Source organism: Pseudomonas furukawaii (assembly GCF_002355475.1).
Taxonomy (GTDB): Bacteria; Pseudomonadota; Gammaproteobacteria; order Pseudomonadales; family Pseudomonadaceae; genus Metapseudomonas; species Metapseudomonas furukawaii.
Genome location: NZ_AP014862.1, coordinates 1,312,746 through 1,338,995 on the forward strand (window position 1 = coordinate 1,312,746; position 26,250 = coordinate 1,338,995).

The 26,250-nt window shown below is 66.5% G+C and carries 25 protein-coding genes and 4 tRNA genes; 22 read left to right on the plus strand and 7 right to left on the minus strand.

What is annotated here, in order from left to right:
* Position 1 precedes the first annotated feature (1 nt).
* Positions 2-388 (plus strand): nuclear transport factor 2 family protein, encoded by a 387-nt coding sequence (locus KF707C_RS06105; RefSeq protein ID WP_003453737.1) that lies wholly within the window; start codon positions 2-4, stop codon positions 386-388.
* Positions 385-828 (plus strand): nuclear transport factor 2 family protein, encoded by a 444-nt coding sequence (locus KF707C_RS06110; protein ID WP_003453739.1) that lies wholly within the window; start codon positions 385-387, stop codon positions 826-828. The genes KF707C_RS06105 and KF707C_RS06110 overlap by 4 nt, the downstream gene beginning before the upstream one ends.
* A gap of 68 nt (positions 829-896) precedes the next feature.
* Here KF707C_RS06110 and KF707C_RS06115 read toward each other — a convergent pair whose 3' ends face one another.
* On the minus strand, positions 897-1,673 hold the full coding sequence (locus KF707C_RS06115) for an SDR family oxidoreductase (RefSeq protein ID WP_003453741.1): 777 nt from the start codon (positions 1,671-1,673) through the stop codon (positions 897-899).
* A 182-nt stretch (positions 1,674-1,855) separates the two neighbouring features.
* Here KF707C_RS06115 and KF707C_RS06120 point away from each other — a divergent pair, with 182 nt between their 5' ends.
* Genes KF707C_RS06120 through dmpG form a run of 4 tightly spaced genes read left to right on the plus strand, consistent with a single transcriptional unit; the run spans position 1,856 to position 5,443 of the window.
* The gene (locus KF707C_RS06120; protein WP_003453744.1) at positions 1,856-2,683 is read left to right on the plus strand and encodes an alpha/beta fold hydrolase; all 828 of its coding nucleotides are present in this window, start codon (positions 1,856-1,858) and stop codon (positions 2,681-2,683) included.
* The gene (locus KF707C_RS06125) at positions 2,680-3,471 is read left to right on the plus strand and encodes a fumarylacetoacetate hydrolase family protein (RefSeq protein WP_003453747.1); all 792 of its coding nucleotides are present in this window, start codon (positions 2,680-2,682) and stop codon (positions 3,469-3,471) included. The genes KF707C_RS06120 and KF707C_RS06125 overlap by 4 nt, the downstream gene beginning before the upstream one ends.
* Positions 3,472-3,486: 15 nt before the next feature.
* The gene (locus KF707C_RS06130) at positions 3,487-4,395 is read left to right on the plus strand and encodes an acetaldehyde dehydrogenase (acetylating) (protein ID WP_003453750.1); all 909 of its coding nucleotides are present in this window, start codon (positions 3,487-3,489) and stop codon (positions 4,393-4,395) included.
* Between the two features lie 13 nt (positions 4,396-4,408).
* On the plus strand, positions 4,409-5,443 hold the full coding sequence (dmpG, locus tag KF707C_RS06135) for a 4-hydroxy-2-oxovalerate aldolase (protein WP_003453752.1): 1,035 nt from the start codon (positions 4,409-4,411) through the stop codon (positions 5,441-5,443).
* A 727-nt stretch (positions 5,444-6,170) separates the two neighbouring features.
* Here the strand turns inward: dmpG and KF707C_RS06140 are convergent.
* Positions 6,171-9,650, minus strand: a complete 3,480-nt coding sequence (locus KF707C_RS06140) for a hybrid sensor histidine kinase/response regulator (RefSeq protein WP_003451688.1) — start codon at positions 9,648-9,650, stop codon at positions 6,171-6,173.
* A 251-nt stretch (positions 9,651-9,901) separates the two neighbouring features.
* Here KF707C_RS06140 and KF707C_RS06145 point away from each other — a divergent pair, with 251 nt between their 5' ends.
* The 5 genes from KF707C_RS06145 (at position 9,902) to KF707C_RS06165 (ending at position 14,370) form a co-directional block, all read left to right on the plus strand.
* Positions 9,902-10,471, plus strand: a complete 570-nt coding sequence (locus KF707C_RS06145; RefSeq protein ID WP_003451691.1) for a GNAT family N-acetyltransferase — start codon at positions 9,902-9,904, stop codon at positions 10,469-10,471.
* Positions 10,472-10,476: 5 nt separating this feature from the next.
* Positions 10,477-11,319: an AraC family transcriptional regulator gene (locus KF707C_RS06150; protein WP_003451694.1), complete on the plus strand. Its 843-nt coding sequence runs from the start codon at positions 10,477-10,479 to the stop codon at positions 11,317-11,319.
* Between the two features lie 36 nt (positions 11,320-11,355).
* Positions 11,356-12,087 carry an AzlC family ABC transporter permease gene (locus KF707C_RS06155; RefSeq protein ID WP_003451697.1) on the plus strand — a complete coding sequence of 244 codons (732 nt, stop codon included), beginning with the start codon at positions 11,356-11,358 and terminating at the stop codon, positions 12,085-12,087.
* A complete protein-coding gene (locus KF707C_RS06160; RefSeq protein WP_003451701.1) occupies positions 12,069-12,398 on the plus strand; it encodes an AzlD domain-containing protein in 330 nt (109 codons plus the stop codon). Before KF707C_RS06155 ends, KF707C_RS06160 begins: the two co-directional genes overlap by 19 nt.
* 97 nt (positions 12,399-12,495) lie before the next feature.
* Positions 12,496-14,370 carry an MFS transporter gene (locus KF707C_RS06165; protein WP_003451704.1) on the plus strand — a complete coding sequence of 625 codons (1,875 nt, stop codon included), beginning with the start codon at positions 12,496-12,498 and terminating at the stop codon, positions 14,368-14,370.
* 51 nt (positions 14,371-14,421) lie between these two features.
* Here KF707C_RS06165 and sugE read toward each other — a convergent pair whose 3' ends face one another.
* From sugE to rdgC, 3 genes are all read right to left on the minus strand, one after another.
* Entirely contained in the window at positions 14,422-14,736 is a 315-nt protein-coding gene (sugE, locus tag KF707C_RS06170; protein WP_003451706.1) for a quaternary ammonium compound efflux SMR transporter SugE, read from the minus strand.
* Between the two features lie 149 nt (positions 14,737-14,885).
* Positions 14,886-15,827 carry a bile acid:sodium symporter family protein gene (locus KF707C_RS06175; protein ID WP_003451708.1) on the minus strand — a complete coding sequence of 314 codons (942 nt, stop codon included), beginning with the start codon at positions 15,825-15,827 and terminating at the stop codon, positions 14,886-14,888.
* A gap of 57 nt (positions 15,828-15,884) precedes the next feature.
* Positions 15,885-16,805, minus strand: a complete 921-nt coding sequence (rdgC, locus tag KF707C_RS06180; protein ID WP_003451710.1) for a recombination-associated protein RdgC — start codon at positions 16,803-16,805, stop codon at positions 15,885-15,887.
* Between the two features lie 158 nt (positions 16,806-16,963).
* Here rdgC and KF707C_RS06185 point away from each other — a divergent pair.
* The 9 genes from KF707C_RS06185 to KF707C_RS06225 all read left to right on the plus strand — a co-directional run bounded on the left by KF707C_RS06185 (position 16,964) and on the right by KF707C_RS06225 (position 20,424).
* Positions 16,964-17,039, plus strand: a tRNA-Val gene (locus tag KF707C_RS06185).
* Between the two features lie 15 nt (positions 17,040-17,054).
* Positions 17,055-17,131 (plus strand) — tRNA-Asp (locus tag KF707C_RS06190).
* A 68-nt stretch (positions 17,132-17,199) separates the two neighbouring features.
* Positions 17,200-17,275 (plus strand) — tRNA-Val (locus tag KF707C_RS06195).
* Positions 17,276-17,289: 14 nt separating this feature from the next.
* Positions 17,290-17,366 (plus strand) — tRNA-Asp (locus KF707C_RS06200).
* A 211-nt stretch (positions 17,367-17,577) separates the two neighbouring features.
* Positions 17,578-18,303 (plus strand): FKBP-type peptidyl-prolyl cis-trans isomerase, encoded by a 726-nt coding sequence (locus tag KF707C_RS06205; protein WP_003453609.1) that lies wholly within the window; start codon positions 17,578-17,580, stop codon positions 18,301-18,303.
* A gap of 372 nt (positions 18,304-18,675) precedes the next feature.
* A complete protein-coding gene (locus KF707C_RS06210; protein WP_003453607.1) occupies positions 18,676-19,110 on the plus strand; it encodes a YkvA family protein in 435 nt (144 codons plus the stop codon).
* A 170-nt stretch (positions 19,111-19,280) separates the two neighbouring features.
* Complete coding sequence (locus KF707C_RS06215) at positions 19,281-19,595, plus strand: helix-turn-helix domain-containing protein (protein ID WP_036993323.1); 315 nt, start codon at positions 19,281-19,283, stop codon at positions 19,593-19,595.
* Positions 19,592-19,957, plus strand: coding sequence for a hypothetical protein (locus KF707C_RS06220; RefSeq protein WP_003453601.1), 366 nt, complete (start codon positions 19,592-19,594; stop codon positions 19,955-19,957). The genes KF707C_RS06215 and KF707C_RS06220 overlap by 4 nt, the downstream gene beginning before the upstream one ends.
* Positions 19,957-20,424 (plus strand): tetratricopeptide repeat protein, encoded by a 468-nt coding sequence (locus KF707C_RS06225; RefSeq protein WP_003453599.1) that lies wholly within the window; start codon positions 19,957-19,959, stop codon positions 20,422-20,424. Before KF707C_RS06220 ends, KF707C_RS06225 begins: the two co-directional genes overlap by 1 nt.
* Positions 20,425-20,433: 9 nt before the next feature.
* On the opposite strand, the gene KF707C_RS06230 is transcribed toward KF707C_RS06225, so the two are convergent.
* Complete coding sequence (locus KF707C_RS06230) at positions 20,434-22,179, minus strand: bifunctional diguanylate cyclase/phosphodiesterase (protein WP_003453596.1); 1,746 nt, start codon at positions 22,177-22,179, stop codon at positions 20,434-20,436.
* 83 nt (positions 22,180-22,262) lie between these two features.
* Entirely contained in the window at positions 22,263-24,344 is a 2,082-nt protein-coding gene (locus tag KF707C_RS06235; RefSeq protein ID WP_036993321.1) for a carboxy terminal-processing peptidase, read from the minus strand.
* A gap of 125 nt (positions 24,345-24,469) precedes the next feature.
* Here KF707C_RS06235 and KF707C_RS06240 point away from each other — a divergent pair, with 125 nt between their 5' ends.
* On the plus strand, positions 24,470-25,435 hold the full coding sequence (locus KF707C_RS06240) for an NAD(P)H-quinone oxidoreductase (RefSeq protein ID WP_003453592.1): 966 nt from the start codon (positions 24,470-24,472) through the stop codon (positions 25,433-25,435).
* A 150-nt stretch (positions 25,436-25,585) separates the two neighbouring features.
* Positions 25,586-26,149 (plus strand): alkyl hydroperoxide reductase subunit C, encoded by a 564-nt coding sequence (gene ahpC / locus KF707C_RS06245; protein ID WP_003453589.1) that lies wholly within the window; start codon positions 25,586-25,588, stop codon positions 26,147-26,149.
* Positions 26,150-26,250: the final 101 nt, after the last annotated feature.

Sequence of the window (26,250 nt, forward strand, 5' to 3'; positions counted from 1 at the left end):
AATGATCAGTGAAGAACAGGTTCGGGCGACCCTGGCCCGCTACGTGGAATTGGTGGGTGCCGGGGATATGGACGGCATTCTTGCGCTCTACGCCGAGGACGCCAGGGTCGAGGACCCGGTGGGCAAGCCCGCCCACGTCGGCATCGAGGCCATCTCGCGCTTCTACCGGGAAGGCCTGGGGCGCCTCGACGCCACGGCCAGGCTCGATGGCGCTATTCGCGCCACCCGGGGCTGCGGGGCCGTGCCCTTCTGCGTCGATCTCGACTGGGCTGGGCAGGCCCGTACCATCGAGGTGATCGACGTGATGGAGTTCGACGCCGATGGCCGCATCCGCAGCATGAAAGCCTATTGGGGCGAGGCCAACATGGTCGCGAGGGGACAGCCATGAACCTGGAGCAACGCATCGCCCGCCTGGAGGCGCTGGAGGCCATCCGCGAACTCAAGCATCGCTACCTGAACGCCTGCGATCTCAAACAGGTGGAGGTGATCCGCGCCTGCTTCGCGGAGGGCGAGATCGCCATCGACTACGGCCCGGTCGGCCTCTTCGGCGACCGCGACAGCTTCGTCGCGCTTTACCAGTCCCTGGCCTGCAACGAACGGGTGATCGACCTGCACCACGGCGCCAATCCGGAGCTGGAGCTGCTGGGCGAGGACGAGGCGGTGGGGCGCTGGGCGCTCTACTACTTCAACCTGGACGCCGAGACCGGCGCCACGCGCCAGTTGGGCGGGGTCTACCAGGACCGTTATCGGTGCATCGACGGGCAGTGGAAGATCGTCGCCACGGTGTTCAGGGCGCATTCGATGGTGGAACGCAGCCCGGCACCCTAGGTTGGTGCCGAGCGGAGCGAGGCCCGACGCGACCCGGCCATGTTGGGCTTCGCAGGCTCAGCACCAACCTACGGATTCACTCCTGCGGCATCAAGGAACGCCGGCCGCTCCCCGCCGCCATGCACGCAGATGTCCACACCGCTCACATAGCTGGCCATCGGTGACGCGAGGTACAGGCACGCATCGCCTATGTCTTCCGGCGTGGCCATGCGTTGCAGGGGGATGCCCGCCGCCACCCGCGCCACGCCTTCGGCATCGCCATAGTGCTGGTCCGCCTGCTCGGTGAGGATCAGCCCGGCCGTCACCGCGTTCACCCGGACCCTGGGCGCCCATTCCACGGCCAGTGAACGGGTCAGGTTGAGCAGGCCGGCCTTGGCCGCGCCGTAGGCGGCGGTGCCGGGGGAGGGGCGGATGGCGCTGACGCTGCAGATATTGATGATGACGCCGCCTTGCGGCTGTGCCTGCATCAGCTGGTTGGCCAACTGGCAGAGGTTCAGCGGTGCCAGCAGGTTGAGTCGGATGATGGACTCGGAGAAGCGCGGCGAGGCCGTCGCCGCGTCCGCATGGGGCGCCCCGCCGGCGTTGTTGACCAGCACGTCGAGGCGGCCGAAGCGTTCGCGGATGGCGTCCAGCAGGGCGCGCAACTGCTCCAGGTCGCGCACGTCGCAGGGCAGGAAGAGTGCTTCGCGGCCGTGGTGGGCCGGCGGGCTGTCGGGTGCGTTGCGGCCGCATATCACCACCTGCGCGCCGCGCTCCAGGAAGCGCTGGCTGATGCCCCGTCCCACGCCCTTGCCGCCGCCGGTCACCAGTACCACCTTGTCGCTGAAATCCATCGGGTCGCCCATGGCTGCCTCGTCTGCCGTATGTCGATGGACAGAGGCTAGGGCGGGCCGGGCAGGGCGCCTACGTCCGAGGGGACTAGGGACGACGACCTGTTCCCGTCACCGATCGCTAGTCCTCTCGGACGATGTTGCGCGGCGGGCGCGCCCGAATAATCCCGGCACAACCACAAGCCGAGGAGAGTCCCATGGGCGCGCTACCGCAAGGGCGATTCGTCACGCTGCCGGATGGCCTGCGACTGCACTACCTGGATACCGGCGCGGGCGAGCCGGTGGTGTTCATCCATGGCAGCGGCCCCGGCGCCAGCGGCCAGAGCAACTTCAAGCAGAACTACCCGGTGTTCGCCGATGCGGGCTATCGGGCGATAGTGCCGGACCTGCCGGGCTATGGCGCATCCGACAAGCCGGAAACCACCTACAGCCTGGACTTCTTCGTCGACGCCCTGCGTGGCCTGCTGGACGCCCTGGACATCGGGCGCTGCGTGCTGGTGGGCAACTCCCTGGGTGGTGCCATCGCCCTCAAGCTGGCGCTGGATGCGCCGCAGCGGGTCAGCCGGCTGGTGCTGATGGCGCCGGGCGGGCTGATGGAAAAGGAGCAGTACTACCTGCAGATGGAGGGCATCCAGAAGATGGCCGCGGCCTTCGCCGGCGGCGAGCTGAACGACGCCGAAGGGATGCGCCGCCTGCTCGCCCTGCAGCTGTTCGATGCATCGCTGATCAGCGACGAGACCGTGGCGGAGCGGGTGGCCGTGGTCCGGCAGCAACCCCGTTGCGTGCTCGGCACCATGCAGGTGCCGAACCTGGCGTCGCGCCTGGGCGAGCTGTGCTGCCCGATCCTCGGCTTCTGGGGCATGGACGACCGTTTCTGCCCGTCCTCCGGGGCGCAGACCATGATGGAGCGCTGCCGTGATATCCGCTTCGTGCTGCTCAGCGAGTGCGGGCACTGGGTGATGGTGGAGCACCGCGCGCTGTTCAACCGCACCTGCCTGGACTTCCTCGCGGAGGGCCGCGCATGAGCCAGTCCCTGCAACGCGAACATGGCGAGGCGCTGTACCAGGCGCTGCTGGCCGGGCGCACCCTGGAGCCCCTGACCAGCCGCTGGCCCGGGATCACCATCGAGGATGCCTACCGCATCTCGCTCTACGCCATCGAGCGCCGGGTGGCGGCCGGCGACCTCATCGTCGGCAAGAAGATCGGCGTCACCTCCGAGGCGGTGCAACGGATGCTGGATGTGCACCAGCCGGACTTCGGCTTCATCACCCGCGACATGGGCTTCGACGATGGCGCGGTGATTTCCCTGTCCGCCAATCGCCTGATCCAGCCGCGCGCGGAGGGGGAGATCGCCTTCAAGCTGAAGCGCGACCTGCAGGGGCCCGGCGTGACCGAGCGGGACGTGCTGGAGGCCACCGAGTGCGTGATGCCCTGCTTCGAGATCGTCGATTCGCGCATCCACGACTGGAAGATCCGTATCCAGGACACCGTGGCCGACAACGCCTCCTGCGGCGTGTTCGTGCTCGGCCGCGAGCAGGTGGACCCGCGCACGCTGGACCTGCCCAACCTGAGCATGACGGTGTTCAAGAACGGTGCGCAGATCAGCCAGGGGCTGGGCTCGGCGGTGCAGGGCAACCCGCTCACGGCGGTGGCCTGGCTGGCCAACACCCTGGGGGCCTTCGGCATCCCCTTCAAGGCCGGCGAGATCATCCTCTCCGGTTCCCTGGTGCCGCTGGAGCCGGCCCGCGCCGGCGACCATTTCGAACTGACCATCGACGGCCTGGGCAGCGCCCGGGTGTCCTTCCGCGACTGACTCCGGGGAGCGAGCATGAGCAAGAAACTCAAGGCGGCCATCATCGGGCCGGGCAATATCGGCACCGATCTGTTGATCAAGATGCGCCGGTCGGACTGGATCGAACCGGTCTGGATGGTGGGCGTGGACCCGGAATCCGAGGGCCTCAAGCGCGCCGCCGAATTCGGCCTGAAGACCACCGCGGAAGGCGTCGACGGCCTGCTGCCCCATGTGCTGGACGACGATATCCGCATCGCCTTCGATGCCACCTCGGCCTATGTACACGCCGAGAACAGCCGCAAGCTCAACGCGCTGGGGGTGATCATGATCGACCTCACGCCGGCGGCCATCGGCCCTTATTGCGTGCCGCCGGTCAACCTCAAGGCGCACGCCGAGTCCCTGGCGCTGAACGTCAACATGGTCACCTGCGGCGGCCAGGCCACCATTCCCATGGTGGCGGCGGTGTCCCGCGTGCAGCCGGTGGAGTACGGCGAGATAGTCGCCACGGTGTCCTCCCGCTCGGTGGGGCCGGGCACCCGGCAGAACATCGACGAGTTCACCCGCACCACCGCCGGCGCGGTGGAGAAGATCGGCGGGGCGAAGCGCGGCAAGGCGATCATCGTGATCAACCCGGCCGAGCCGCCGCTGATGATGCGCGACACCATCCATTGCCTCACCGAAGGCGAGCCGGACCAGGCGGAAATCCGCGCCTCGGTGCTGCACATGGTCAAGGAGGTGCAGCGCTACGTGCCCGGCTACAAGCTGATCAACGGGCCGGTATTCGACGGCCGCAAGGTGTCGATCTTCATCGAGGTGGAGGGGCTGGGGGACTTCCTGCCCAAGTCCGCCGGCAACCTCGACATCATGACCGCCGCCGGCCTGCGCACCGCCGAGATGTTCGCCGAAGAGGCCCACAAGGGCAGCCTCGTGCTCCCCGTCCGTTGATTGGAGATACCCCATGAACCTTCAAGGCAAGACTGTGCGCCTGCACGACATGAGCCTGCGCGACGGCATGCACGCCAAGCGCCACCAGATCAGCCTGGACGAGATGGTCGCCGTGGCCACCGGCCTCGACGCCGCCGGCGTGCCGCTGATCGAGATCACCCACGGCGATGGCCTGGGGGGCAGTTCGCTGAACTACGGCTTCCCGGCCCATTCCGACGAGGAATATTTCGACGCGGTGATTCCCAGGCTGAAGCAGGCGAAGGTGTCCGCCCTGCTGCTGCCGGGCATCGGCACCGTCGATCACCTGAAGATGGCCCACGACTGCGGCGTATCCACCCTCCGCGTCGCCACCCATTGCACCGAGGCCGATGTCTCCGGCCAGCACATCGGCATGGCGGCGAAGATGGGCCTGGACACCGTCGGCTTCCTGATGATGGCGCACATGATCAGCGCCGAGAAATTGCTGGAGCAGGCGCGGCTGATGGAAAGCTACGGCGCCAACTGCATTTACTGCACCGACTCGGCGGGCTACATGCTGCCGGACGAAGTGACCGAGAAGATCGGCGTGCTCCGTGCCGGGTTGAGCGCCGGCACCGAGGTCGGTTTCCACGGCCACCACAACATGGGCATGGCCATCGCCAACTCCCTGGCCGCCATCGAGGCCGGTGCCGCACGCATCGACGGCTCGGTCGCCGGCCTGGGCGCGGGTGCCGGCAACACGCCGCTGGAGGTCTTCGTCGCCGTGCTGGCGCGCATGGGCGTGGACACCGGCATCGACCTGTACAGGATCATGGATGTGGCCGAGGACCTGGTGGTGCCGATGATGGACCAGCCGATCCGCGTCGACCGCGATGCCCTGACTCTGGGCTACGCCGGCGTCTACAGCTCCTTCCTGCTGTTCGCCAAGCGCGCCGAGCGGAAGTACGGCATCCAGGCCCGCGAGCTGCTGGTGGAACTGGGCCGTCGCGGCACCGTGGGCGGGCAGGAGGACATGATCGAAGACCTCGCCCTGACCCTTGCGCGCCAGCGCGAGGTGCTGCCGACCTGAGTCGTTGATCGGGCAGGCCGTTCCAGCTGTCTCGGCCTGCCTTTGCAGGGCGCCTTGCGAGCGTCAGCGCAGGCGGTGGGGGCTTCCCGGAGTGGGGGCTGATGGGTTTCGCTTCGCTCTACCCATCCTACGGCGCCTGCGGGTGCCGGTGCAGTCGGTAGCCCGGATGGAATCCGGGAGCGGCAGTGGGGGCGTCCCGGAGTGGGGCGGGGCTGATGGGTTTCGCTTCGCTCTACCCATCCTACGGCGCCTGCGGGTGCGGGTGCAGTCGGTAGCCCGGATGGAATCCGGGAGCGGCAGTGGGGGCTTCCCGGAGTGGGGCGGGGCTGATGGGTTTCGCTTCGCTCAACCCATCCAATTACGGCGCCTGCGGGTGCCGGTGCGGTCGGTAGCCCGGATGGAATCCGGGAACGGCGGTGGGGGCGTCCCGGAGCGGAGCGGGGCTGATGGGTTTCGCTCCGCTCTACCGCATCCTACGGCGCCTGCGGGTGCCGGTGCGGTCGGTAGCCCGGATGGAATCCGGGAACGGCGGTGGGGGCGTCCCGGAGCGGAGCGGGGCTGATGGGTTTCGCTTCGCTCTACCCATCCTACGGCGCCTGCGGGTGCCGGTGCAGTCGGTAGCCCGGATGGAATCCGGGAACGGCGGTGGGGGCTTCCCGGAGTGGGGCGGGGCTGATGGGTTTCGCTTCGCTCTACCGCATCCTACGGCTACGGTGCCTTGCGGGCGTCAGCGCAGGTTCACATGCCGGCTGATCAACGCGCGCAGGGCGGCGGGTTTCACCGGCTTGGCCAGGTAGTCCAGGCCGGCGGCGTGGACTTCCGCCACCAGTTCGGCGCGGCCGTCGGCGCTGATCACCACCCCCGGCAGCGGCACGCCCAGGCGGGTACGCAGCCAGGCCATGAGTTCGGTCCCGGTTTCCCCCTCATCCAGGTGATAGTCCACCAGGGCCAGTTGCGGGCGAACGTCCTCCGCCAGCAGGTGTTCGCACTCCAGCCGGTTGCGGGCGGTCCAGACCTGGCAGCCCCAGCGTGACAGCAGGCTGTGCATGCCGGTGAGGATGCTGTCTTCGTTGTCGATGCACAGCACCTGGGTGCCGGAGAGGGCCTGGCCATTCACCTCGGCCTGTTTCTTCAGGGCGGGCGACGGCTGCTGGGGACGGGCCAGGGGCACGGTGACGCTGAACACGCTGCCCTTGCCCGGCCAGGAACGTACTTCCAGCTTGTGGCCGAGCACGCGACAGAGCCCGTCGGCGATGGCCAGGCCCAGGCCCAGGCCTTTCTCCGCGCGGGTCTGGTGGCTGTCCAGGCGCTTGAACTCCTCGAAGATGACCTTGCGCTTGTCCTCGGGAATGCCCGGCCCACGGTCCCAGACTTCCAGCCGCAGGTTGGCGCCGTCGCGGCGCGCGCCCAGCAACACGCGGCCCTGGGCATAGCGGAAGGCGTTGGTGAGGAAGTTCTGCAGCACCCGGCGCAGGAGCTTCATGTCGCTCTCCACCCGCAGCGTGCTGCCGCGCAGGCGGAAGTCCATGTCCTGCTCCTGGGCCAGTGCCTTGAACTCGGCGCCCAGGGTGTCGAACAGGGCGGCCAGGGGGAAGGCGGTGCGGTCCGGGGTGATGCGGCCGCTCTCCAGGCGCGAGATATCCAGCAGGTCGGTGATCAGGTCCTCCGCCGAGCGCAGGGAGCTGTCCAGGTGGCCGACCAGCTCACGGGCTTCCCGTGGCAGGGCCTCCTGCTGGTGGGCGAGGGCGGCGGAGAACAGCCGCGCGGCGTTCAGGGGCTGCATCAGGTCGTGGCTGACCGCAGCGAGGAAGCGGGTCTTGGACTGGTTGGCGGATTCCGCCGTGCCCTTGGCTTCGATCAGCGCCTGGTTCAGTTGCGAGAGTTCCAGGGTGCGTTCGGTGACCCGCTGCTCCAGCCCCTCGTTGGCGTCCTTGAGCGCCTGTTCGGCCTGGCGGTAGGCCGTGATGTCGGTGAAGCTCATGACGAAGCCGCCGCCGGGCATGGGGTTGCCGATCAGTTCGATGACCCGGCCGTTGGGGAACAGCCGTTCGGAGGTGTGGGGCGTCCCCTGGCGCATCCAGAACAGGCGACGGGCCACATGGGATTCCACCTCGCCGGGGCCGCAGAGGCCGCGCTCGGCGTTGTAGCGGATGATCTCGGCGATGGGCCGGCCGACGCTGATGAGGCCGTCCGGGTACTCGAACAGCTCCAGGTAGCGGCGATTCCAGGCCACCAGGCGCAGGGACTGGTCCACCACGCTGATGCCCTGGTTGATGTTCTCGATGGCGCCCTGCAGCAAGGCGCGGTTGAACTGCAGCACCTCGGAGGCTTCGTCGGCGATGCGTACCACGTCCTCCACCTGCATCTCGCGGCCTTCGATGGCGGCCTTCACCACGGCCCGGGCGGACGACGCGCCGAGCACGCCGGCGAGCAGGCGCTCGGTGTGGGTGATCCAGTCCTGGTTGGCGTTCTGCGCCGGGTTGAAGCTGATGCCGGAGCGGTAGGCGAAGCGGATGAAGCTCTGCCGCGCACGCTCCTCGCCGACGAAGCGCGAGGCCAGCATCAGCAGGTCGTCCACCTGGACCGCCAGCAGCGAGCGCGAGCTGGCGCGGGCCGGCAGCTGCTGGCCGATGAAGCGGCTGGCCTGCCAGTGCTCGGACACGCGGGTGCGGGAGAACAGCGAGACCCAGGCGAAGAGGATCCAGTTGCCGGCGAGCGACAGCACCACGCCCTGGGTCTGGGGCTCGATGGGCAGGTTCAGCGGGTTGCTCATCAGCCAGACGAGGCCGGGGAAGGCCTCCAGCGGCCAACCCAGGCCCCGGGCCATGACGGGCAGCACCAGGGTGTAGGCCCAGAGCGCGGCGCCGGCGGCGAGACCGGCGAACACGCCCCGGCGGTTGGCCTGTTTCCAGAACAGCGCGCCGAGCATCGCCGGGCCCAGCTGCGAGATGGCGGCGAAGGCGATCTGGCCAATGGTGGCCAGGCTCGCGGTGGAACCCAGCAGCCGGTAGCTGACGTAGCCGAGCAGGATGATCACTACGATGCTGATGCGGCGGACCGAGAGCATCCAGTGGCGGAACACCTCGAAGGGCCGCTCGGCGTTCTGCCTGCGCAGCAGCCAGGGCAGCAGCATGTCGTTGGAGACCATGGTGGAGAGGGCGACGGCCTCGACGATCACCATGCCGGTGGCGGCCGAGGCGCCGCCGATGAACGCCAGCAGGGCCAGCGCCGGGTGGGCTTCGGCCAGCGGCAGGCTGATGACGAAGGAATCCGGCATCACGCCGGCGGGCAGCAGCATCTGGCCGGCCAGGGCGATGGGGACGACGAACAGGGCGGCGAGGGCAAGGTAGATCGGGAACACCCAGCGGGCCTGGCGCAGGTCTTTCGGCTCGATGTTCTCCACCACGGTGACGTGGAACTGCCGGGGCAGGCAGATGATGGCGAGCACGGCCACGCCGGTCTGCACCAGCAGCGCCGACCAGTCCGTGGACTGTTTCCAGTAGTGCTCCAGCTGGGGGGCTTCCAGGGCTCGGGCGAAGAGGTCGTCGAAGCCGTCGAACAGGCCGAAGGTGACGTAGGCGCCCACCGCCAGGAAGGCCAGCAGCTTGACCAGGGATTCGAAGGCGATGGCCAGCACCATGCCCCTGTGGTGCTCGGTGGCATCCAGGTTGCGGGTGCCGAAGAGGATGGTGAACAGGGCCAGGACCAGGGAGACGATGAGGGCGGTGTCCTGGGCGCGGGTCCCGGTGGATTCGGCCCCGGAGCCGACCAGCAGGTTCACCCCGAGCACGATGCCCTTTAGCTGCAGGGCGATGTAGGGCAGGACGCTGACCAGGCAGATCAGCGCCACCACCACGGCCAGGGACTGGGACTTGCCGTAGCGGGCGGCGATGAAGTCGGCGATGGAGGTGATGTTCTCCTGCTTGCTGATCAGCACCATCTTCTGCACCACCCAGGGTGCCACCAGCAACAGCAGGATGGGACCCAGGTAGATGGGGAGAAAGTTCCAGACCTGGCCCGCGGCCTGGCCCACGGCACCGAAGAAGGTCCAGCTGGTGCAGTACACCGCCAGCGACAGGCTGTATACCCAGGCCCGCAGGCGGGGCGACAGCGGGGTGCTGCGCCGGTCGCCGTAGAAGGCGATGGCGAAGAGGATGGCCATGTAGAGGAAGGCGACCGTGGCGATCAGCCCGCTGGACAGCGACATTGCGACTCCGGATGCTGCGAGGGCGAGCGGGGCCCGCCGAGATTCGACTTCCGGCAGTTTCGCACCAAAGTCGGCACTTCGTCAGGCGGCTGCGACCAAGGTCGCAGGCGCTCTTGAGCCCCCGCAGCGGGGCTGCTAGCGTGCTCCATCGCCCGCGCCCTTTCGTTTGTCCCGCGCGGGCGTCCGCCCACTGTCGCGGCATCCCCGGGATGTCCGGCCCGGGCGGGTTCTTTCGCCTGAGGAGGGCGCAGATGTTCAATCCACAACCGGTCGCACTGCAGCGAGGCGCCTTGCGCCTGGACCCGCTGGCAGAGGCCGACATCCCGGCCCTGGTGACCCTGGCCGAAGCCAACCGCGAGGCCCTGGTCTACATGAGCGGCCCCTTGCGTCCCGACTGGTATCGCCAGGGCCTGGCCGCCCAGCGGGAGGGCGACGCCCTGGTCTTCGCCATTCGCCTGGGCGACAACCTGGTGGGCACCACGCGCTTCGCCGACTTCATGCCCAGCCTGCCGGCCGCCGAGATCGGCTGGACCTGGCTGGCCGGCAGCGAACACGGCAGTGGCCTCAACGCCTCGATCAAGTACCTGATGTTGCGCCATGCCTTCGAGGACTGGCAGCTGGTGCGGGTGCAACTGAAGACGGCCGCCAGCAACCTGCGTGCCCAGCGCGCCATCGAGAAACTCGGTGCCCTGCGCGAAGGCGTGTTGCGCAACCATCGACGGCTGGCCGACGGCCGCCTGGATGACAGCGTGTTGTACAGCATCACCGACAAGGACTGGCCGGAGGTGAAGCAACGCCTGGAGGCGCTGTTCAGCGCCTGATGACGATGGGCGAGCCGCGGGAGAACGTGCATTTCTGGCAGGCCGGCCATCTGGGTGGGCTGGAACTGCTGTCCGCGCGCTACATCGATCACCGCTTCGCGCCCCACGCTCACGATGGCTACGCGATCGCTGTGATCGAGAGTGGGGCGGAGCGCTATCGCTACCGGGGTGTCGAGCACCTGGCGCCCGCCGGCAGCCTGGCGCTGATCAACCCGGATGAGGTGCATACCGGCTCCAAGGGTGATGACGACGGCTGGCGCTACCGGGTGTTCTATCCCGAAGCGGAGCAGGTCCGTGCCGTGCTCGACGAGCTGGAGCTGCCGATTGCCGGTCTGCCGGCGCTGCGGGGCAGCGTGCACCGCGACGCCGACCTGGTGGACGGTTTCCTGTGCCTGCATCGCCTGCTGGAATCCCCGTCCAGCGCGCTGGAGCAGCAGACCGCCTGGCGCGATGCCTTGCTGGCGCTGTTCCGCCGTCACGCCCGGCTGCCTGATCCGGCCATGCCCGGACGGGAGCCCCTGGCCGTGCTGCGGGCCAAGGATCTGTTGCGGGAGCGCCTGGCGGAGCCGCCTTCCCTGGAGGCGCTGGCGGCCGAGGTGAACCTGTCGCCGTTTCATTTCGCCCGTACCTTCCGCCGTGCCACGGGCCTGCCACCCCATGCCTGGCTCAAGCAGCAGCGCCTGGACCAGGCCCGGGCCCTGCTCAAGGCCGGGTGCGCGCCGGTGAACGTGGCGGCGCAGTTGGGTTTCGCAGACCAGAGCCACCTGACCCGCCAGTTCAAGCAGGCCTATGGCGTCGGGCCGGGCGAATACCGCAACGCCTGCGCAAGATCGTTCAAGACCCACTGACGAGGGCGCGTTAGGCTCCCGGGACAAGGAGGCCCCATGTCCCGCATCACCGAGTTCACGCGCGGCGCCCGAGACATCGTTCCGATGATCGTCGGCGCCATTCCCTTCGGCATCATCTTCGGCACCCTGGCGTCCGGCGCCGGGCTGTCCGCCTGGCAGACCCTGGGCATGTCGATGCTGGTGTTCGCCGGCTCCGCCCAGTTCATCGCCATCACCCTGCTGGGCGGCGGCGCTGGCGCGGCGGTGGTGCTGCTGACGACCCTGGTGGTCAACCTGCGCCATGCGCTCTACAGCGCCACCCTGCAACCTTTCGTCCGTCACTTGCCGAGCCGCTGGCGGATGCCGCTGGCCTTCTGGCTCACCGACGAGGCGTTCGCCGTGGTCCAGCACCGCTATGCGGAGCCGGACGATTCGCCCCACAAGCACTGGTACTTCCTCGGCGGGGCGCTGGCGATGTACCTGAACTGGCAGCTCTGCACCCTGGTGGGGGTGATCTTCGGCCAGGCGGTCCCCAACCTCGCCGCCTGGGGCCTGGATTTCGCCATGCTCGCCACCTTCATCGGCATCGTCGTGCCCATGCTGCGCAACAAGCCCCAGGTGGCCGCCGCCCTGGTGGCCGGCGCCGTCGCCCTGGCCTGTCACGGCCTGCCCTACAAGCTCGGCCTGATGGTGGCCGCGCTGTGCGGCATCCTGGTGGGGGTTGTGCTGGAGCGACGTTATCGACTCGACCTGATCCGGGAGGACATCTCGTGCAAACCTGGAGCCTGATCCTCGGCATGGCGGCCATTACCTTCGCCATCCGCTACAGCCTGTTCGCCTGGCCAAGCCTGAGCTTCCCGCCGCTGGTGCGCCAGGGTCTGCATTACGTGCCGACGGCGGTGCTCACCGCCATCGTGGTGCCCGGGATGCTGATGCCCGACGGCCAGCACCTCGACCTGGCGTTGGACAACGCCTACCTGCTGGCGGGGCTGGGGACCCTTCTGATCGCCGCGCTGACGCGCCATCTGCTGGCGACCATCCTTGGAGGACTGGCGCTGTTCTTCCTGTTGCGCTGGGCCCTGGGGCAGTTGCCGATCTAACTCGGGCGATCTTCCTGGCGAATGTGGCTTTCTGGTGCCGTCGTGCTGTCCAATCTGCGACGTGCGGTTCCAGACCAACCACCAGGTACCATGGAAGATGAGCCAACACTCTCAATTCGCCCTGCTGGGCACGCGGCGGTTCCTGCCGTTCTTCGTGACCCAGTTGCTGGGTGCTTTCAACGACAACATCTTCAAGCAGTCGCTGATCCTCGCAATCCTCTACAAGCTCGCCATCGCCGGCGACAAGAGCGTCTTCACCAACCTCTGCGCATTGCTGTTCATCCTGCCGTTCTTCCTCTTCTCCGCCCTGGGCGGGCAGTTCGGCGAGAAGTTCGCCAAGGACGCGCTGATCCGGGCGATCAAGCTGGCGGAGGTGGTGATCATGGCGGTAGGGGCGCTGGGCTTCTACCTGGACAGCCTGCCACTGCTGTTCGCCGCGTTGTTCGCCATGGGCACGCACTCGGCGCTGTTCGGCCCGGTGAAGTACTCGATCCTGCCGCAGGTGCTGCGGGAGGACGAGCTGGTGGGGGGCAACGCCCTGGTGGAGATGGGCACCTTCCTGGCCATCCTCGCCGGCACCATCAGCGCCGGCATCATGATGTCGGTGGAGGGCTACGAGCCGGTGGTGGCGAGCGCCATCGTCCTCACCGCCTGCCTGGGCTACCTGGCCAGTCGCGGCATTCCCCGCGCCGCCGCGGCGCTGCCGTCGCTGGCGCTGGACTGGAACATCTTCCGCCAGTCCTGGCGGATCCTCCGCCTCGGGCTCGGCCAGCGTCCTGCGGTGTCCCGCTCCCTGGTGGGCAACTCCTGGTTCTGGTTCCTGGGCGCGGTCTACCTGACCCAGATTCCGGCCTATTCCAAGGAGTTCCTCCACGGCGACGAGAGCGTGGTGACGTTGATCCTCACGGTGTTCTCGGTGGGCATCGCGCTGGGCTCGATGCTCTGCGAACGCCTGTCCGGCGGCAAGGTGGAGATCGGCCTGGTGCCCTTCGGCTCCATCGGCCTGACCCTGTTCGGCCTGCTGCTCTGGTGGCATTCCGGCGGCTTCCCGCAGGCGGCGCAGCCCCATGACTGGCTGGCCGTGCTGGGCCATGGCCAGGCCTGGCTGATCCTTGCGGATATCCTCGGCATCGGCCTGTTCGGCGGCTTCTATATCGTGCCGTTGTATGCGCTGATCCAGGCACGCACGGTGGAGAGCGAACGCGCCCGGGTGATCGCCGCCAACAACATCCTCAACGCGGCGTTCATGGTGGTCTCGGCGGTGGTGTCGATCCTTCTCCTCTCCGTGGCCGGCCTGTCGATACCCGAGTTGTTCCTGGTGGTGTCGCTGATGAACGTCGCGGTGAACAGCTACATCTTCAAGATCGTCCCCGAGTTCACCATGCGCTTCCTGGTCTGGCTCCTGGGTCATTCCATGTACCGGGTGGAGCACAAGGGGCTGGAGGCGATTCCCGAGGAAGGGCCGGCGGTGCTGGTGTGCAACCACGTGTCATTCGTCGACGCGCTGCTGATCGGCGGTGCGGTGCGCCGGCCGGTGCGCTTCGTCATGTACTACAAGATCTACGACCTGCCGGTGCTGAATTTCATCTTCCGTACCGCTGGCACCGTGCCCATCGCCGGGCGCCAGGAAGACCTGCTGGTCTATGACCGGGCCTTCAAGCGCATCGCCGAGTACCTGCGGGCGGGCGAAGTGGTGTGCATCTTCCCCGAAGGCAAGCTGACCGGCGACGGGGAGCTGAACGAGTTCAAGGCGGGCATTGAACGCATCCTCGAGGAGAATCCGGTGCCGGTGATCCCCATGGCGCTGCAGGGACTCTGGGGCAGTTTCTTCAGCCGCGATCCGGCCAGGGGCTTGTTCCGCCGCTTCTGGTCGCGCATCCGGTTGGTGGCGGGTGCGCCGCTCGCCCCCGAGCGGGCCGACCGGAAGACGCTGCAGATGCAGGTCGCAGCCCTCAGGGGCGACGCTCGCTGACAGCCGAAATGAAGAAGCCCCGCCGATTGGCGGGGCTTCTTCATGTTGGGCTCAGTGGCTCAGCTTGAGGCCGATCAGGCCGCCGATGATCAGGGCGACGCTGAGCAGGCGCACCAGTGCCATGGACTCGCCGAAGAGGATGACGCCGGCGATCACGGTGCCTACGGCTCCGACGCCGGTCCAGATGGCATAGGCCGTGCCCAGGGGCAGTTCCTTCATCGCCAGGCCGAGGAGGCCGAGGCTGATGACCATGGCGAGCACGGTCAGGGCGGTGGGCAGGGGACGGGTGAAGCCTTCGGTGTATTTCAGGCCGACGGCCCAGCCCACTTCGAACAGGCCGGCGAAGAAGAGGATGATCCAGGACATGACGGTCTCCAGGGTGGCAACAAGTGATGGGGCCGTCCCCGGGCGAACACTGCGGCGAGTGGCAAGGTCGTCCTTGCTGTGCGCAGTATTTTGCACATCCTGTCCGACCGGACAAGCCCGGTCGGACAGACGATTGTAGGAAAGTGGTGTCAGCTCTTGTCGGAGTCGTCATGCATGCGGCGGTAGACCGCAGCCAGCAGGGAGCCGGACAGGTTGTGCCAGACGCTGAACAATGCGCTGGGCACGGCGGCCAGTGGCGAGAAATGGGCGCTGGCCAGTGCCGCGCCGAGTCCCGAATTCTGCATGCCCACTTCGATGGAGAGCGTCTTGCGCTGGGCCAGCGGCAGACCGAAGGCGCGGCCGGCCAGGTAGCCGAGGGTGAGGCCCAGGCCGTTGTGCAGCACCACCACGGCCATGATCAGCAGGCCGGATTCGGCGATCCTGGCCTGGCTCGCCGCGACCACGGCGGCGACGATGGCGACGATACTCACCACCGACACCAGGGGCAGCACATCCACCGCCAGGCGCACGCGATCGCCCAGCAGTCGCTGGACCACCAGGCCGAGGGCGATGGGCAGGAGCACCACCTGGAGGATGGACTTGAACAGGGCGCCGAATTCCACCGGCAGCCAGGCGGAGGCCAGCAGCCAGATCAGGGCGGGTGTGACCAGGGGCGCGAGGAGGGTGGTCACGGCGGTGATGGCCACCGACAGGGCGACGTCGCCCCGGGAGAACCAGGTCATCACGTTGGAGGCGGTCCCTCCCGGGCAGCAACCCACCAGGATGACCCCCACGGCGATTTCCGGCGGCAGTTGCAGGAGACGGCAAAGCAGCCAGGCGAGGCCCGGCATGATGAGGAACTGGGCGAGCACGCCGATCATCACCCGCAGCGGGCGCCGCGCGACCTCCCGGAAGTCCTCGGTCTTCAGGGTCAGGCCCATGCCGAACATGATCAGGCCCAGCAGCGGCACTATCCATTTCGTCAGGGGCAGGAACCAGGCCGGCTGGTAGAAGGCCAGGATCGCGAACAGCAGGATCCAGAGGGCGAAGGTGTTGCCGACGAAGCGGCTCAGGGCAGCGAGGGCGCGCATGATCGTTCCTTGTCGTTATCGTGAAAGCGCCGGCTCGTGGCCGGCGCTCGGTGGGCATCAGACGCCTTGGGGGATTTCCTCGCCGCCCAGGGCTTCGAACAGCTGCGGGATGAACTCCACCAGGGTCAGCATCATCAGGGTGAAGCTGGCGTCCAGCTGGCTGAGGGCGTCGTCACCGCCGTCCTGCTCGGCCTTCTCCTGCAGCAGGTCCTCGAAGCGCAGGCGCTTGATCACCAGCTTGTCGTCGAGGATGAAGGACAGCTTGTCCTGCCAGGCCAGGGACAGCTGGGTGACCAGCTTGCCGGAGGACAGGTGCAGCTGGATCTCGTCGCTGGTCAGGTCCTGGCGCTTGCAGCGCACCACGCCGCCGTCCTCGTCGGTATCCCGCAGTTCGCACTCGTCCAGTACGTAGAAGTCGGTGGCGGCTTCCTGGGTCTTGACCCACTGGGTGAGGGTGGCGGTGGGGGCGATCTTCACCGAGGCCGGGCGCACCGGCAGGGATCCGATGGCCTCGCGCAGGGTGGACAGCAGGTCCTCGGCGCGCTTGGGGCTGGAGGCGTCCACCAGGATCAGGCCCTGGGCGGGGGCGATGGCGGCGAAGGTGGCCGACTTGCGGATGAAGGCGCGGGGCAGCAGGGTCTGGACGATCTCGTCCTTCAGCTGGTCGCGCTCCTTCTTGTAGGCCTTGCGCATCTGTTGCAGCTCGATCTCGTCGACCTTCTCCTTCAGCGCATCACGCACCACGCTGCCAGGGAGGATGCGCTCTTCCTTGCGTGCGGCCACCAGGAAGAAGCCCTCACTGACATGCACCAGCGGTGCATCCGCGCCCTTGCCGAAGGGGGCGACGAAACCATAGGTGGTCAGCTCCTGGCTGGCGCAGGGACGGGCCGGCTTGGTGGCCAGCGCGGCTTCCAGCGCCTCGGCATCGACGTTCAGATCCTGGGTGAGGCGGTAGACGAGCAGGTTGCGAAACCACATGGGGGAAAATCTCCGGACACAAAGCGCGCATTATTCTCACCCTCGGCGCCCTGGCTCAACCCTGAGCTAAGCCTTTGGAAGGCCTGAAATTTTTTTTGCGAAAGGGGCTTGTCAGGGTACGGATACCTCTCTAGAATGCGCCCCACTTCGAGAGTGAAGGGTGATTAGCTCAGCCGGGAGAGCATCTGCCTTACAAGCAGAGGGTCGGCGGTTCGATCCCGTCATCACCCACCAATCTTGCAGTAACGCGCAGCGGTAGTTCAGTCGGTTAGAATACCGGCCTGTCACGCCGGGGGTCGCGGGTTCGAGTCCCGTCCGCTGCGCCATATTCAAACCCTCAGGTAGAAATGCCTGAGGGTTTTTACTTCGATGCAGTCCCTTGTGGTTTGCGTCTGGGTGGTTAGCTCAGCCGGGAGAGCATCTGCCTTACAAGCAGAGGGTCGGCGGTTCGATCCCGTCACCACCCACCATTTCATGGTTTCGCGCAGCGGTAGTTCAGTCGGTTAGAATACCGGCCTGTCACGCCGGGGGTCGCGGGTTCGAGTCCCGTCCGCTGCGCCATCCAAAAGCCCTCAGGCAGCAATGCCTGGGGGCTTTTTCTATGGGTCGAGAAAAGGCGGCAGTTCCTGGGAAATGCCGGCGGCAATCTTCCCCGGAGCGCTGAACTAAATGCCAAGTCACCGTTCCTATTGCCCATAGCCACTTCTCGCGGCGGCCTGCTAAGCTCGCCGCTCAATCGTATTGCCAGCATGGCGACAGACAAGGATTCAGCATGAAACAACATCGGTTGGCGGCCGCTGTGGCCCTGGTGGGCCTGGTTCTCGCGGGCTGCGATTCGCAGACCAGCGTTGAGCTCAAGACTCCGGCACAGAAGGCCTCCTACGGCATCGGTCTGAACATGGGCAAGAGCCTTGCCCAGGAAGGCATGGATGACCTCGATCCCAAGGCTGTTGCCCAGGGCATCGAAGACGCCATCGGGAAGAAGGAGCAGCGCCTGAAGGATGAGGAGCTGGTGGAAGCCTTCGCTTTCCTGCAGAAGCGTGCCGAGGAGCGCATGACCGCCCTGAACGCCGAGAACGCCAAGGCCGGGAAGAAGTTCCTGGAAGATAACGGCAAGCGTGAAGGCGTCGTGACCACCGCCTCCGGCCTGCAGTACGAGATCGTCAAGAAGGCCGAGGGCGCCCAGCCCAAGGCCACCGACGTGGTGACCGTGCACTACGAGGGCAAGTTGACCGATGGCACCGTGTTCGACAGTTCCATCCAGCGTGGCAGCCCCATCGACCTGCCGGTGAACGGCGTTATCCCGGGTTGGGTGGAAGGTCTGCAACTGATGCATGTCGGCGAGAAGGTCAAGCTCTTCATCCCCGCTGAGCTGGCTTACGGTGAGCAGAGCCCGAGCCCGGCCATTCCGGCCAACTCGGTACTGGTGTTCGATCTGGAGCTGCTGGGTATCAAGAACCCGTCCGCCGAGGATCAGCAGGCTGCCGAACAGCAGTAAGCGGCATCTCTCTTGCGACAAGCGCCCCGTTTCAACGGGGCGTTCTTGTTTGGGGCGTCGGTCTGGCTTGAACCGCGAACCGGCCTTCTGGTCACAACGGAGGTGGTCGGCGGCCGAAGTGTTACGGTTATGCACATGACCTGGTAACCACGGATGAACCTGATGCGACCTGCAGTCGCATTGCGGACCGCCCGGTCAAATGCTTGATTTTGCTGGCCTTTTGGCACTGGGTAAAATTTGCCCGATCTGACGCCAGCCCGCGTGAGGTGGGCGTTTTCCCGAGTCCGTGGGAGAATGTTCACAAGGTTATCCACAGATTCCGTGGATAACCACGCCGAGCCCTCTAGGCCAGGCTTTCGCCGAGGAGACCCCATGAAAGCACCCTGGAATTTCCAGCGTTACCTGACCCTGGCACAGCGTTTCCTCGCCGGCGGGCGGCTGCCCGCGCTGTTGCTGGCCGTTTCTCGCAAGCGTGCAAGCCAGGGAGGCCGGCTGGGGGCCGTGAAGGATGACCTGGGGATGCTGCTGACGCTGGCCAACGCCTGGTTGCGGGGCGAGTATCGCCGGATCAACCCCAAGGCCTTCCTTGCAGTGGTCGGTGCGCTCATCTACTTCGTCACCCCCCTCGACGCCTTGCCGGACTGGCTGCTGGGCTTGGGCTTCGTCGACGACCTGGCGGTGCTCGCCTGGGTACTGAAGACCTGGAGTGATGAGCTGGACGCCTTCCGTGCCTGGCGTTCCGCGCAGGCGCCGGAGCGACGCATGGCCCTTGAGCGACTTCCAGCTCCCGATACCCGGCAGCCCTGAGTCGTGGGTTCTCCAGGCGTCCGACTCTCTGGCCACGACCTGGGAATCGCGAGGATTCCCGTCGGAGCGGACGCAAGATAGTTCACCCTTCGCGAGGGGCGGGCCTGTTAATATGGCGGCCTGCATGGAGGTGCTGAAGCAGTCGGCACCATGTTCCACGGGGAGCTTCAATGAGTGTGCAAGTAATCATGCGGGACGGTCAGGCGGAGTATGCAGTGCTGCCCTGGGCCGAATACCAGGCGCTGCTGCGCGCCGCCGGCCAGGCCGCCGGAGAGCCGGCTACCGAGTCCGCCAGAACGGCGCTCGGCCAACTCAAGTCGTTGCGTGAATCCCAGGGGCAGAGCCTTGAGCAATTGGCCCGTGCGGTGGGCATCAGCCCCCATTACCTGGGGCTCATAGAAAGCGGTGAGCGGGAACCCGATGAAGCCATCAAGCGTGGCCTGGCCCGCGCCCTGGGCGTTGCCGGGTGGGAGTCGGGGTCTTGAGTCTGCGTATCAGCCGCCAGCACTGGCAAGCCCTGCTCGATGAACTGGAGGACGCTCGCCGTCAGCGTCACCTGCTGACCTATCGGGCCTTGATCGAACGCCTGCAGCTGCCGACGCCGGCGATGCAGACCCTGACCGCGGCGCTGGAGCACCTGGCCGCCCTCGATGCGCGCGCCGAACGCCCGCTGCGCAGCTCCCTGGTGATCAGCCAGGGCGCCAGCCGCCTCCCGCGCACCGGGTTCTTCGAGTGCGCCCTGCGCCTGGGCCGTTTCTCCGGTCCACCGGATGGCACTGCCGCCGCGTCCTGGCATGCCGCTGAAGTGGTGCGTGTATTCGAGTTCTCCTATCCCGAGGAAGGGTGATGTTCTGGCCACTGCGAGCCAGGATCGGTTACCGGGTGGCCCGTTGGCTGATGCGTTTCCGTTCGCTGGTGTCCAATCCCCGGTCCTGGCGGTGGATGCAAGGGCAGTACGCGCGCATGGCGGCGCTTGGTGACCGCGATGCGCAGAGCTTCTACGGCCATCTGCTGCTTCATCGGGGGCAGGGGCTTGGTGCCCGTGACGAGGGGATTCGCCTGCTGCGCCTCGCGGCTGGCGCGGGTGACGGCAAGTCCGCCTACCAGTTGGGCGTCCTGAGCCTGGACGGCGATGCACGCCAGGCTCCGGATGCTGCGCAAGCCGCGCGCTGGTGGGAGCTGGCCGCGGAGCGGGGGCACCCGCTGGCGGCACGCAAGCTCGTCGAGCTCTACCGCGCGGGTGGGCCGGGCCTGGTGCCCGACGCGGCAGCCGCCGAGCGGGCGGAGATGCGCGCCTCCCGACTTGGCTTCTGATCGCTCCGATCAGCTCGCTTCGAGGATGTGCAGGCTGTATCCCGGCATCGCCTTGGCGTGGCGCTTCGCTTCCGAGGCAAGGCTGGCCAACTGGTCGGCATCGAGGCGTTCAGCATCTTCCGGTGTGAGGCTCACCACCCCGATGGACAGCGAGAGTAATGGGTACTCCTCCCGCTCACCATGACGGTTGTGGGCGACAAAGCAGCCTGCCTGCAAATGCTCGCTGCGATAGAAGCGTCGACTCTGTCCCTGGAAGTCCTCCATGAGCTGGTTGAGGCGTAGCCGCCAGTCCTCGGAGCCCAATACCAGCATGAAGTCATCCCCGCCGATATGGCCGACGAAGTCCCGGGCCGGATCGACGCGTTCGCTCAGGCACTGCGCCAGGCAGAGCAGTACTTCATCGCCCCTGGCGTAGCCGTAGAGATCGTTGAAGGGCTTGAAGCTGTCGATGTCCACGTAGCACACCACTGCCGGGCGGCGTTGTTGCAGGAGCCGGGTGAGGCACTGCTGGATGGGCACGTTGCCGGGCAGCAGGGTCAGGGGATTGGCATGGCGAGCCTGCTGGATCTTCAGTTCGGTGATCAGCTTGAGTACGTCGATCACCCGTCCCAGTCCCCGGTAGCGGCCGTCCTGGATGATGATGAAGTCTTCCTCGATACGCTGTCGCGCACGGCTGGTGATCAGTCGGCTGACCTGCTGCAGGGACTGGCCCAGTTCCACCGCGAGAAAATCGGTGGTCATCAACCGGTTCACCGGCTTGCGGGTGAAGAGGTCGGTGGCGAAAGGGCGCAGCAGCGCCTCGGACAGCAAGTGTCGATGAACCACGCCCACCGGGCGCTGCAGTCTGTCCAGCACTGCCAGCGAGTTCAGGTTGGGCTGGGCGCGGAAGGCTTCCAGTACTTCATGGATCGGGGTGTGTTCCGGTACCGCCGGCTGTTCGGCCAGCAGGGCGGAAAGATCGCAGGTTTCCTCATTGATGCCCGCAGTCGACTCCAGCGTCGGCAGCAGGGCGCGAGCATCGCGCGATGGCGATTCCTGCGGACGCCCGAGCAGGTAGCCCTGCACCAGGTCGACCCCCATTTCCGCCAACACCGCGAGTTCTTCCGGCAACTCGATGCCCTCGGCGATGACCAGCGCCCGGGAAGCCTTCGCCATCTTCAGGATGGATTCGACGAACTCCCGCTTCACCGCGTCCTGATGGATGCCATCGATGAAGTGGCGGTCGATCTTCACGTAGTCGGGGCGCAGTTCGGACCACAGGCGCAGGCTGGAGTAGCCGGCCCCCAGGTCGTCGAGGGCGATGGAGAAGCCCATGGCGCGGTAGTGATGCAGGGCGGTGTCCAGCAGGCCGAAGTCCTCGGTCGGGGTCTGTTCGGTGAGTTCGATCACCACCCGGCTGGGGGGGATGCCGAAGGCCTGGAGCATCTTCAGGGTCCGACCCGGTTGGTGGGCCGGGTCCAGCAGGGACTCGGGGGACACGTTGAGGAACAGCAGGCCGTCGAGCTTCTGTTCCTTGAAGCGCTGGCAGGCGCTCTTGCGGCAGGCCATCTCCAGTTCGCTGAGCCGCCCGGCGTGGCGCGCCACGGCGAACAGCGTCACGGGGGAGTGCAGCGGGCTGTTGGATGGGCCGCGGGTCAGCGCCTCGTAACCGAGGATGCGCCGTTCGGATAGTGACAGGATGGGCTGGAACAGGCTGTGCAGGTCGCCGTGAGCGAGGATCAGGCCCAGCGCGCTCAACTGCTCGGTGACGGTCATGCTGTTTCTCGTGACAAGAAAAGGGGCCGCATGTGCGGCCCCCGGATTTCACGACAGTTGCATGACAGCCTTATGACATCATTTCAATGTTTGGCCAGGGCCGCATTGAGGCCCAGATAATCCAGCAGGATCTGTCCGGTTTCCGTGAGGTAGGCGTCATCCTCGGGTTTGGTCTTGTCGTCCTCTTCCGGCAGGGCGTCCTCATCCTCGGTCTTGAGTTCCTTCAGCAGCTCCTCGCCCTTGGCCTTGCGGCGGGTGTTCTCCATGGCCAACTGCTTGGCTTCGATGTCGCTTTGCTCGGCGCGGCGCTTGGCTTCATTGAGGCTGACCACGGTGTCCTTCATCAGCGCCTGGGTCAGGGCCAGGCGCTCGCGGCTGTAGACGAAGTCCGGGTTGTTCGCCGTGCGGGCATCGTGGCGGGCCTTCAGCTCAGCCAGGAAGGGCTTGAAGGGGTCCAGCTCCGGCTTGATGGCCGGGCGGATGCTGTCCCAGGGCATGGCTTCCGGCAAGGCGCTTTCGCCGATCTGCTTGGTATCCACCACCGAGGGGTACTCGATGTCCGGAAGGACGCCCTGGTGCTGGGTGCTCTGGCCGGAGACGCGATAGAACTTGGCCAGTGTCAGCTTGAGCTCGCCATGATTGAGCGGCTGGATGGTCTGCACGGTGCCCTTGCCGAAGGTCTGGCCACCGATGATCAGCGCGCGATGATAGTCCTGCATCGCACCGGCGAAGATCTCCGAGGCCGAGGCGGACAGGCGGTTCACCAGCACGGCCATGGGGCCGGTGTAGTAGGCGCCGGTGCTGTCGTCGGCCAGGACATCCACGCGGCCATCGCTGTTGCGCACCAGCACCGTGGGGCCCTGGTCGATGAACAGTCCGGTGAGTTCGGTGGCTTCCTGCAGGGAGCCGCCGCCGTTGTTGCGCAGGTCGATGACCACGCCGTCGACCTTTTCCTTCTGCAATTCGCTGAGGAGCTTCTTCACGTCCCGCGTGGTGCTCTTGTACTCGGGATCGCCGGCCCGGAAGGCCTTGAAGTCCAGGTAGAAGGCCGGCACCTCGATCACGCCCAGCTTGAAGGTGCTGCCGTCGTGCTCGAGGTTGAGAACGGACTTCTTCGCCGCCTGCTCTTCCAGCTTCACGGCCTCGCGGGTGATGGAAACCACCTTGCTGGTCTGGTCGTTCGGCGCATTGCTGGCGGGAATCACCTCCAGGCGTACCACCGAGCCTTTGGGGCCGCGGATCAGCTTGACCACCTCGTCCAGGCGCCAGCCGATCACGTCCACCATCTCGCCGTCACCCTGGGCGACGCCGACGATCTTGTCCGCCGGGGCCACCTGCTTGCTCTTTTCGGCCGGACCGGCGGGCACCAGGCGGACCACCTTCACGTACTCGTTGTCGCTCTGCAGCACGGCGCCGATGCCCTCGAGGGACAGGCTCATGTTGATGTCGAAGTTTTCCGCATTGTCCGGGGACAGGTACTGGGTATGCGGGTCATAGGTCTGTGCGAAGGCGTTGATGTAGGCCTGGAAGATGTCTTCGCCGCGGGTCTGGTCGAGGCGGCTCAACTGGTTCTTGTAGCGCTTGACCAGCAGTTCCTGAATGGCCTTCGGTTCCTTCTTCGCCAGCTTCAGGCGCAGGACCTCGTCCTTCACGCGCTTGCGCCAGAGATCGTCGAGGGCGGCGCGGTCCTTGGCCCAGGGGGCTTTCTCGCGGTCGGTTTCGAGGGTCTCGTCGACATTGAAGTCGATGCTGTCGACGCCTTTGTCGAGCATCGCCAGGGCGAACTCCAGGCGCTCCTCGAGACGATCGAGGTGGCGCTTGTAGATGGCGAAACCCGGTTCGAGGTCGCCGCTTTTCAGCAGGTCGTCGAAGCGCGTGCGCCACTTGTCGAACTCGGCGATATCACCTGCGGTGAAGTACATCCGCGCCGGGTCGAGCAGCTTCAGGTAGCCCTCGTAGATCTTCACCGAGCGGGCATCGTTGAGGGGCGGCTTGTTGTAGTGGTGGCGCTTGAGCAGTTCCACCACGTTGAGGCTGGCGATCACCTGCTCGCGGTCGGGCTGAAGGGCGTCCCAGCTGTTCGGGGAGGTGGTGGCGGCGTGCAGCGGCAGGGTACTGACGCTGAGGGCCAGGGCGAGGGCGGAACTGATCAGGGAGCGCTTCATGCTGATTCGACGTCGGGACAGGTGATAACGCATATTAGGCCGTATTCGGGAGCGCTGGGTTCCCTCGGCGCAACGGGAAAGCCCGGCTGATTGGCCGGGCCACTGTGAATCACTATGGAGGCACCGTGAAGGCATTGCAAGGCGTCGAAGGGCGCGTGGAGTGGGGGGAGCGGGCCAGCCCGGTCTGCGATGTGGGGCAAGTGCGGATTCGTGTGGCGGCGGCCGGCCTGAACCGTGCCGACCTGTTGCAGTGCGCGGGGCTTTATCCGCCGCCGCCGGGCGCCAGCGACATCCTGGGCCTGGAGGCGTCCGGGGTGATCACCGAGGTGGGCGCCGGCAGCGGTGCCTGGCAGGTCGGCGACAAGGTCTGCTGCCTGCTGGCGGGGGGCGGCATGGCCGAGGAGGTGGTGGTGGATGCCCGCCATGTGCTGCCGTTGCCGGAGGGCCTGAGCCTGGCGGAAGCCGCGGCCCTTCCGGAGGTCTATGCCACGGCCTGGCTGAATCTCTTCCAGCTGGCGGCGTTGAAGCCTGGCGAGAAGGTGCTGCTGCACGCGGGTGCCAGCGGCGTGGGCTCGGCCGCCATCCAGCTGTGCAAGGCCTTCGGCAATCCCTGCTGGGTCAGCGTGGGCTCCGCCGAACGGCTGGCCTACTGCGAGTCCCTGGGCGCCCAGGGTGGTGCGCTGCGCGGCGAGGACCTGGAGAGCCTGCGGGACTTCGGCCCCTTCGATGTCATCCTCGATCCGGTGGGCGCCAACTACGCCGTCCTCAACCTGCAACTGGCCGCCGTGGATGCCCGCTGGGTGAATATCGGCCTGATGGGGGGACGCAAGGCGGAGCTGGACCTGGCGCTGTTGCTGGGCAAGCGGGTGCAACTGATCGGTTCCACCCTTCGCAGCCGCGACGACCCGTTCAAGGCGGACCTGATCGCCGAGTTGCGCCAGCATGTCTGGCCGCTGTTCGAGGAGGGCCGGCTGCAGCCGCGCCTGGAGCGGGCCTTCGCCGCGACGGACGCCCAGCAGGCGTTCGAGGCGCTGGCGAGCAATACCGTATCGGGCAAGCTGGTGCTGGTGCTGGACGAAAGCCTGGCCTGAGCAGGGACCCCGAACGCCCCATGGTCCGGGGCGTTCGAGGGGGCATTGAGGTAATCAATTGATCTGATGGCCTCAATCAATAGGATCCTTTTGGAATAAGTCGATAGTCTTCGTCGGGTCAAATTTCTAACCCCCCATGAGGACGTTGCGATGTCTCTGATCAACACCGAAGTCAAACCTTTCAAAGCCACCGCTTACCATCAGGGCAAGTTCGTCGAAGTCACCGAAGCCTCCCTGAAGGGCAAGTGGTCCGTGTTCTTCTTCTACCCGGCCGACTTCACCTTCGTCTGCCCGACCGAACTGGGCGACCTGGCTGACAACTACGCCGAGTTCCAGAAGCTGGGCGTGGAAATCTACGGCGTGTCCACCGACACCCACTTCACCCACAAGGCCTGGCACGACACTTCCGACACCATCGGCAAGATCCAGTACCCGCTGGTCGGCGACCCCACCTGGGTGCTGTCCAAGAACTTCGAAGTGCTGATCGAAGAAGCCGGTCTGGCTGATCGCGGCACCTTCGTGATCGATCCGGAAGGCAAGATCCAGATCGTCGAAGTCAATGCCGGTGGCATCGGCCGTGACGCCCAGGAGCTCCTGCGCAAGGTCAAGGCTGCCCAGTACGTCGCCGCTCACCCGGGCGAAGTCTGCCCGGCCAAGTGGAAAGAAGGCGAAGCGACCCTGGCTCCGTCCCTCGATCTGGTCGGCAAGATCTAAAAACGGCCGGGAAGCTGCAGCGCTTGCTCACCACGCTTCCCGTCCCGTTCTACCGCTCGATCCTCAGGTGGATGACCTGTCATCCACCTGCATCCCATCCC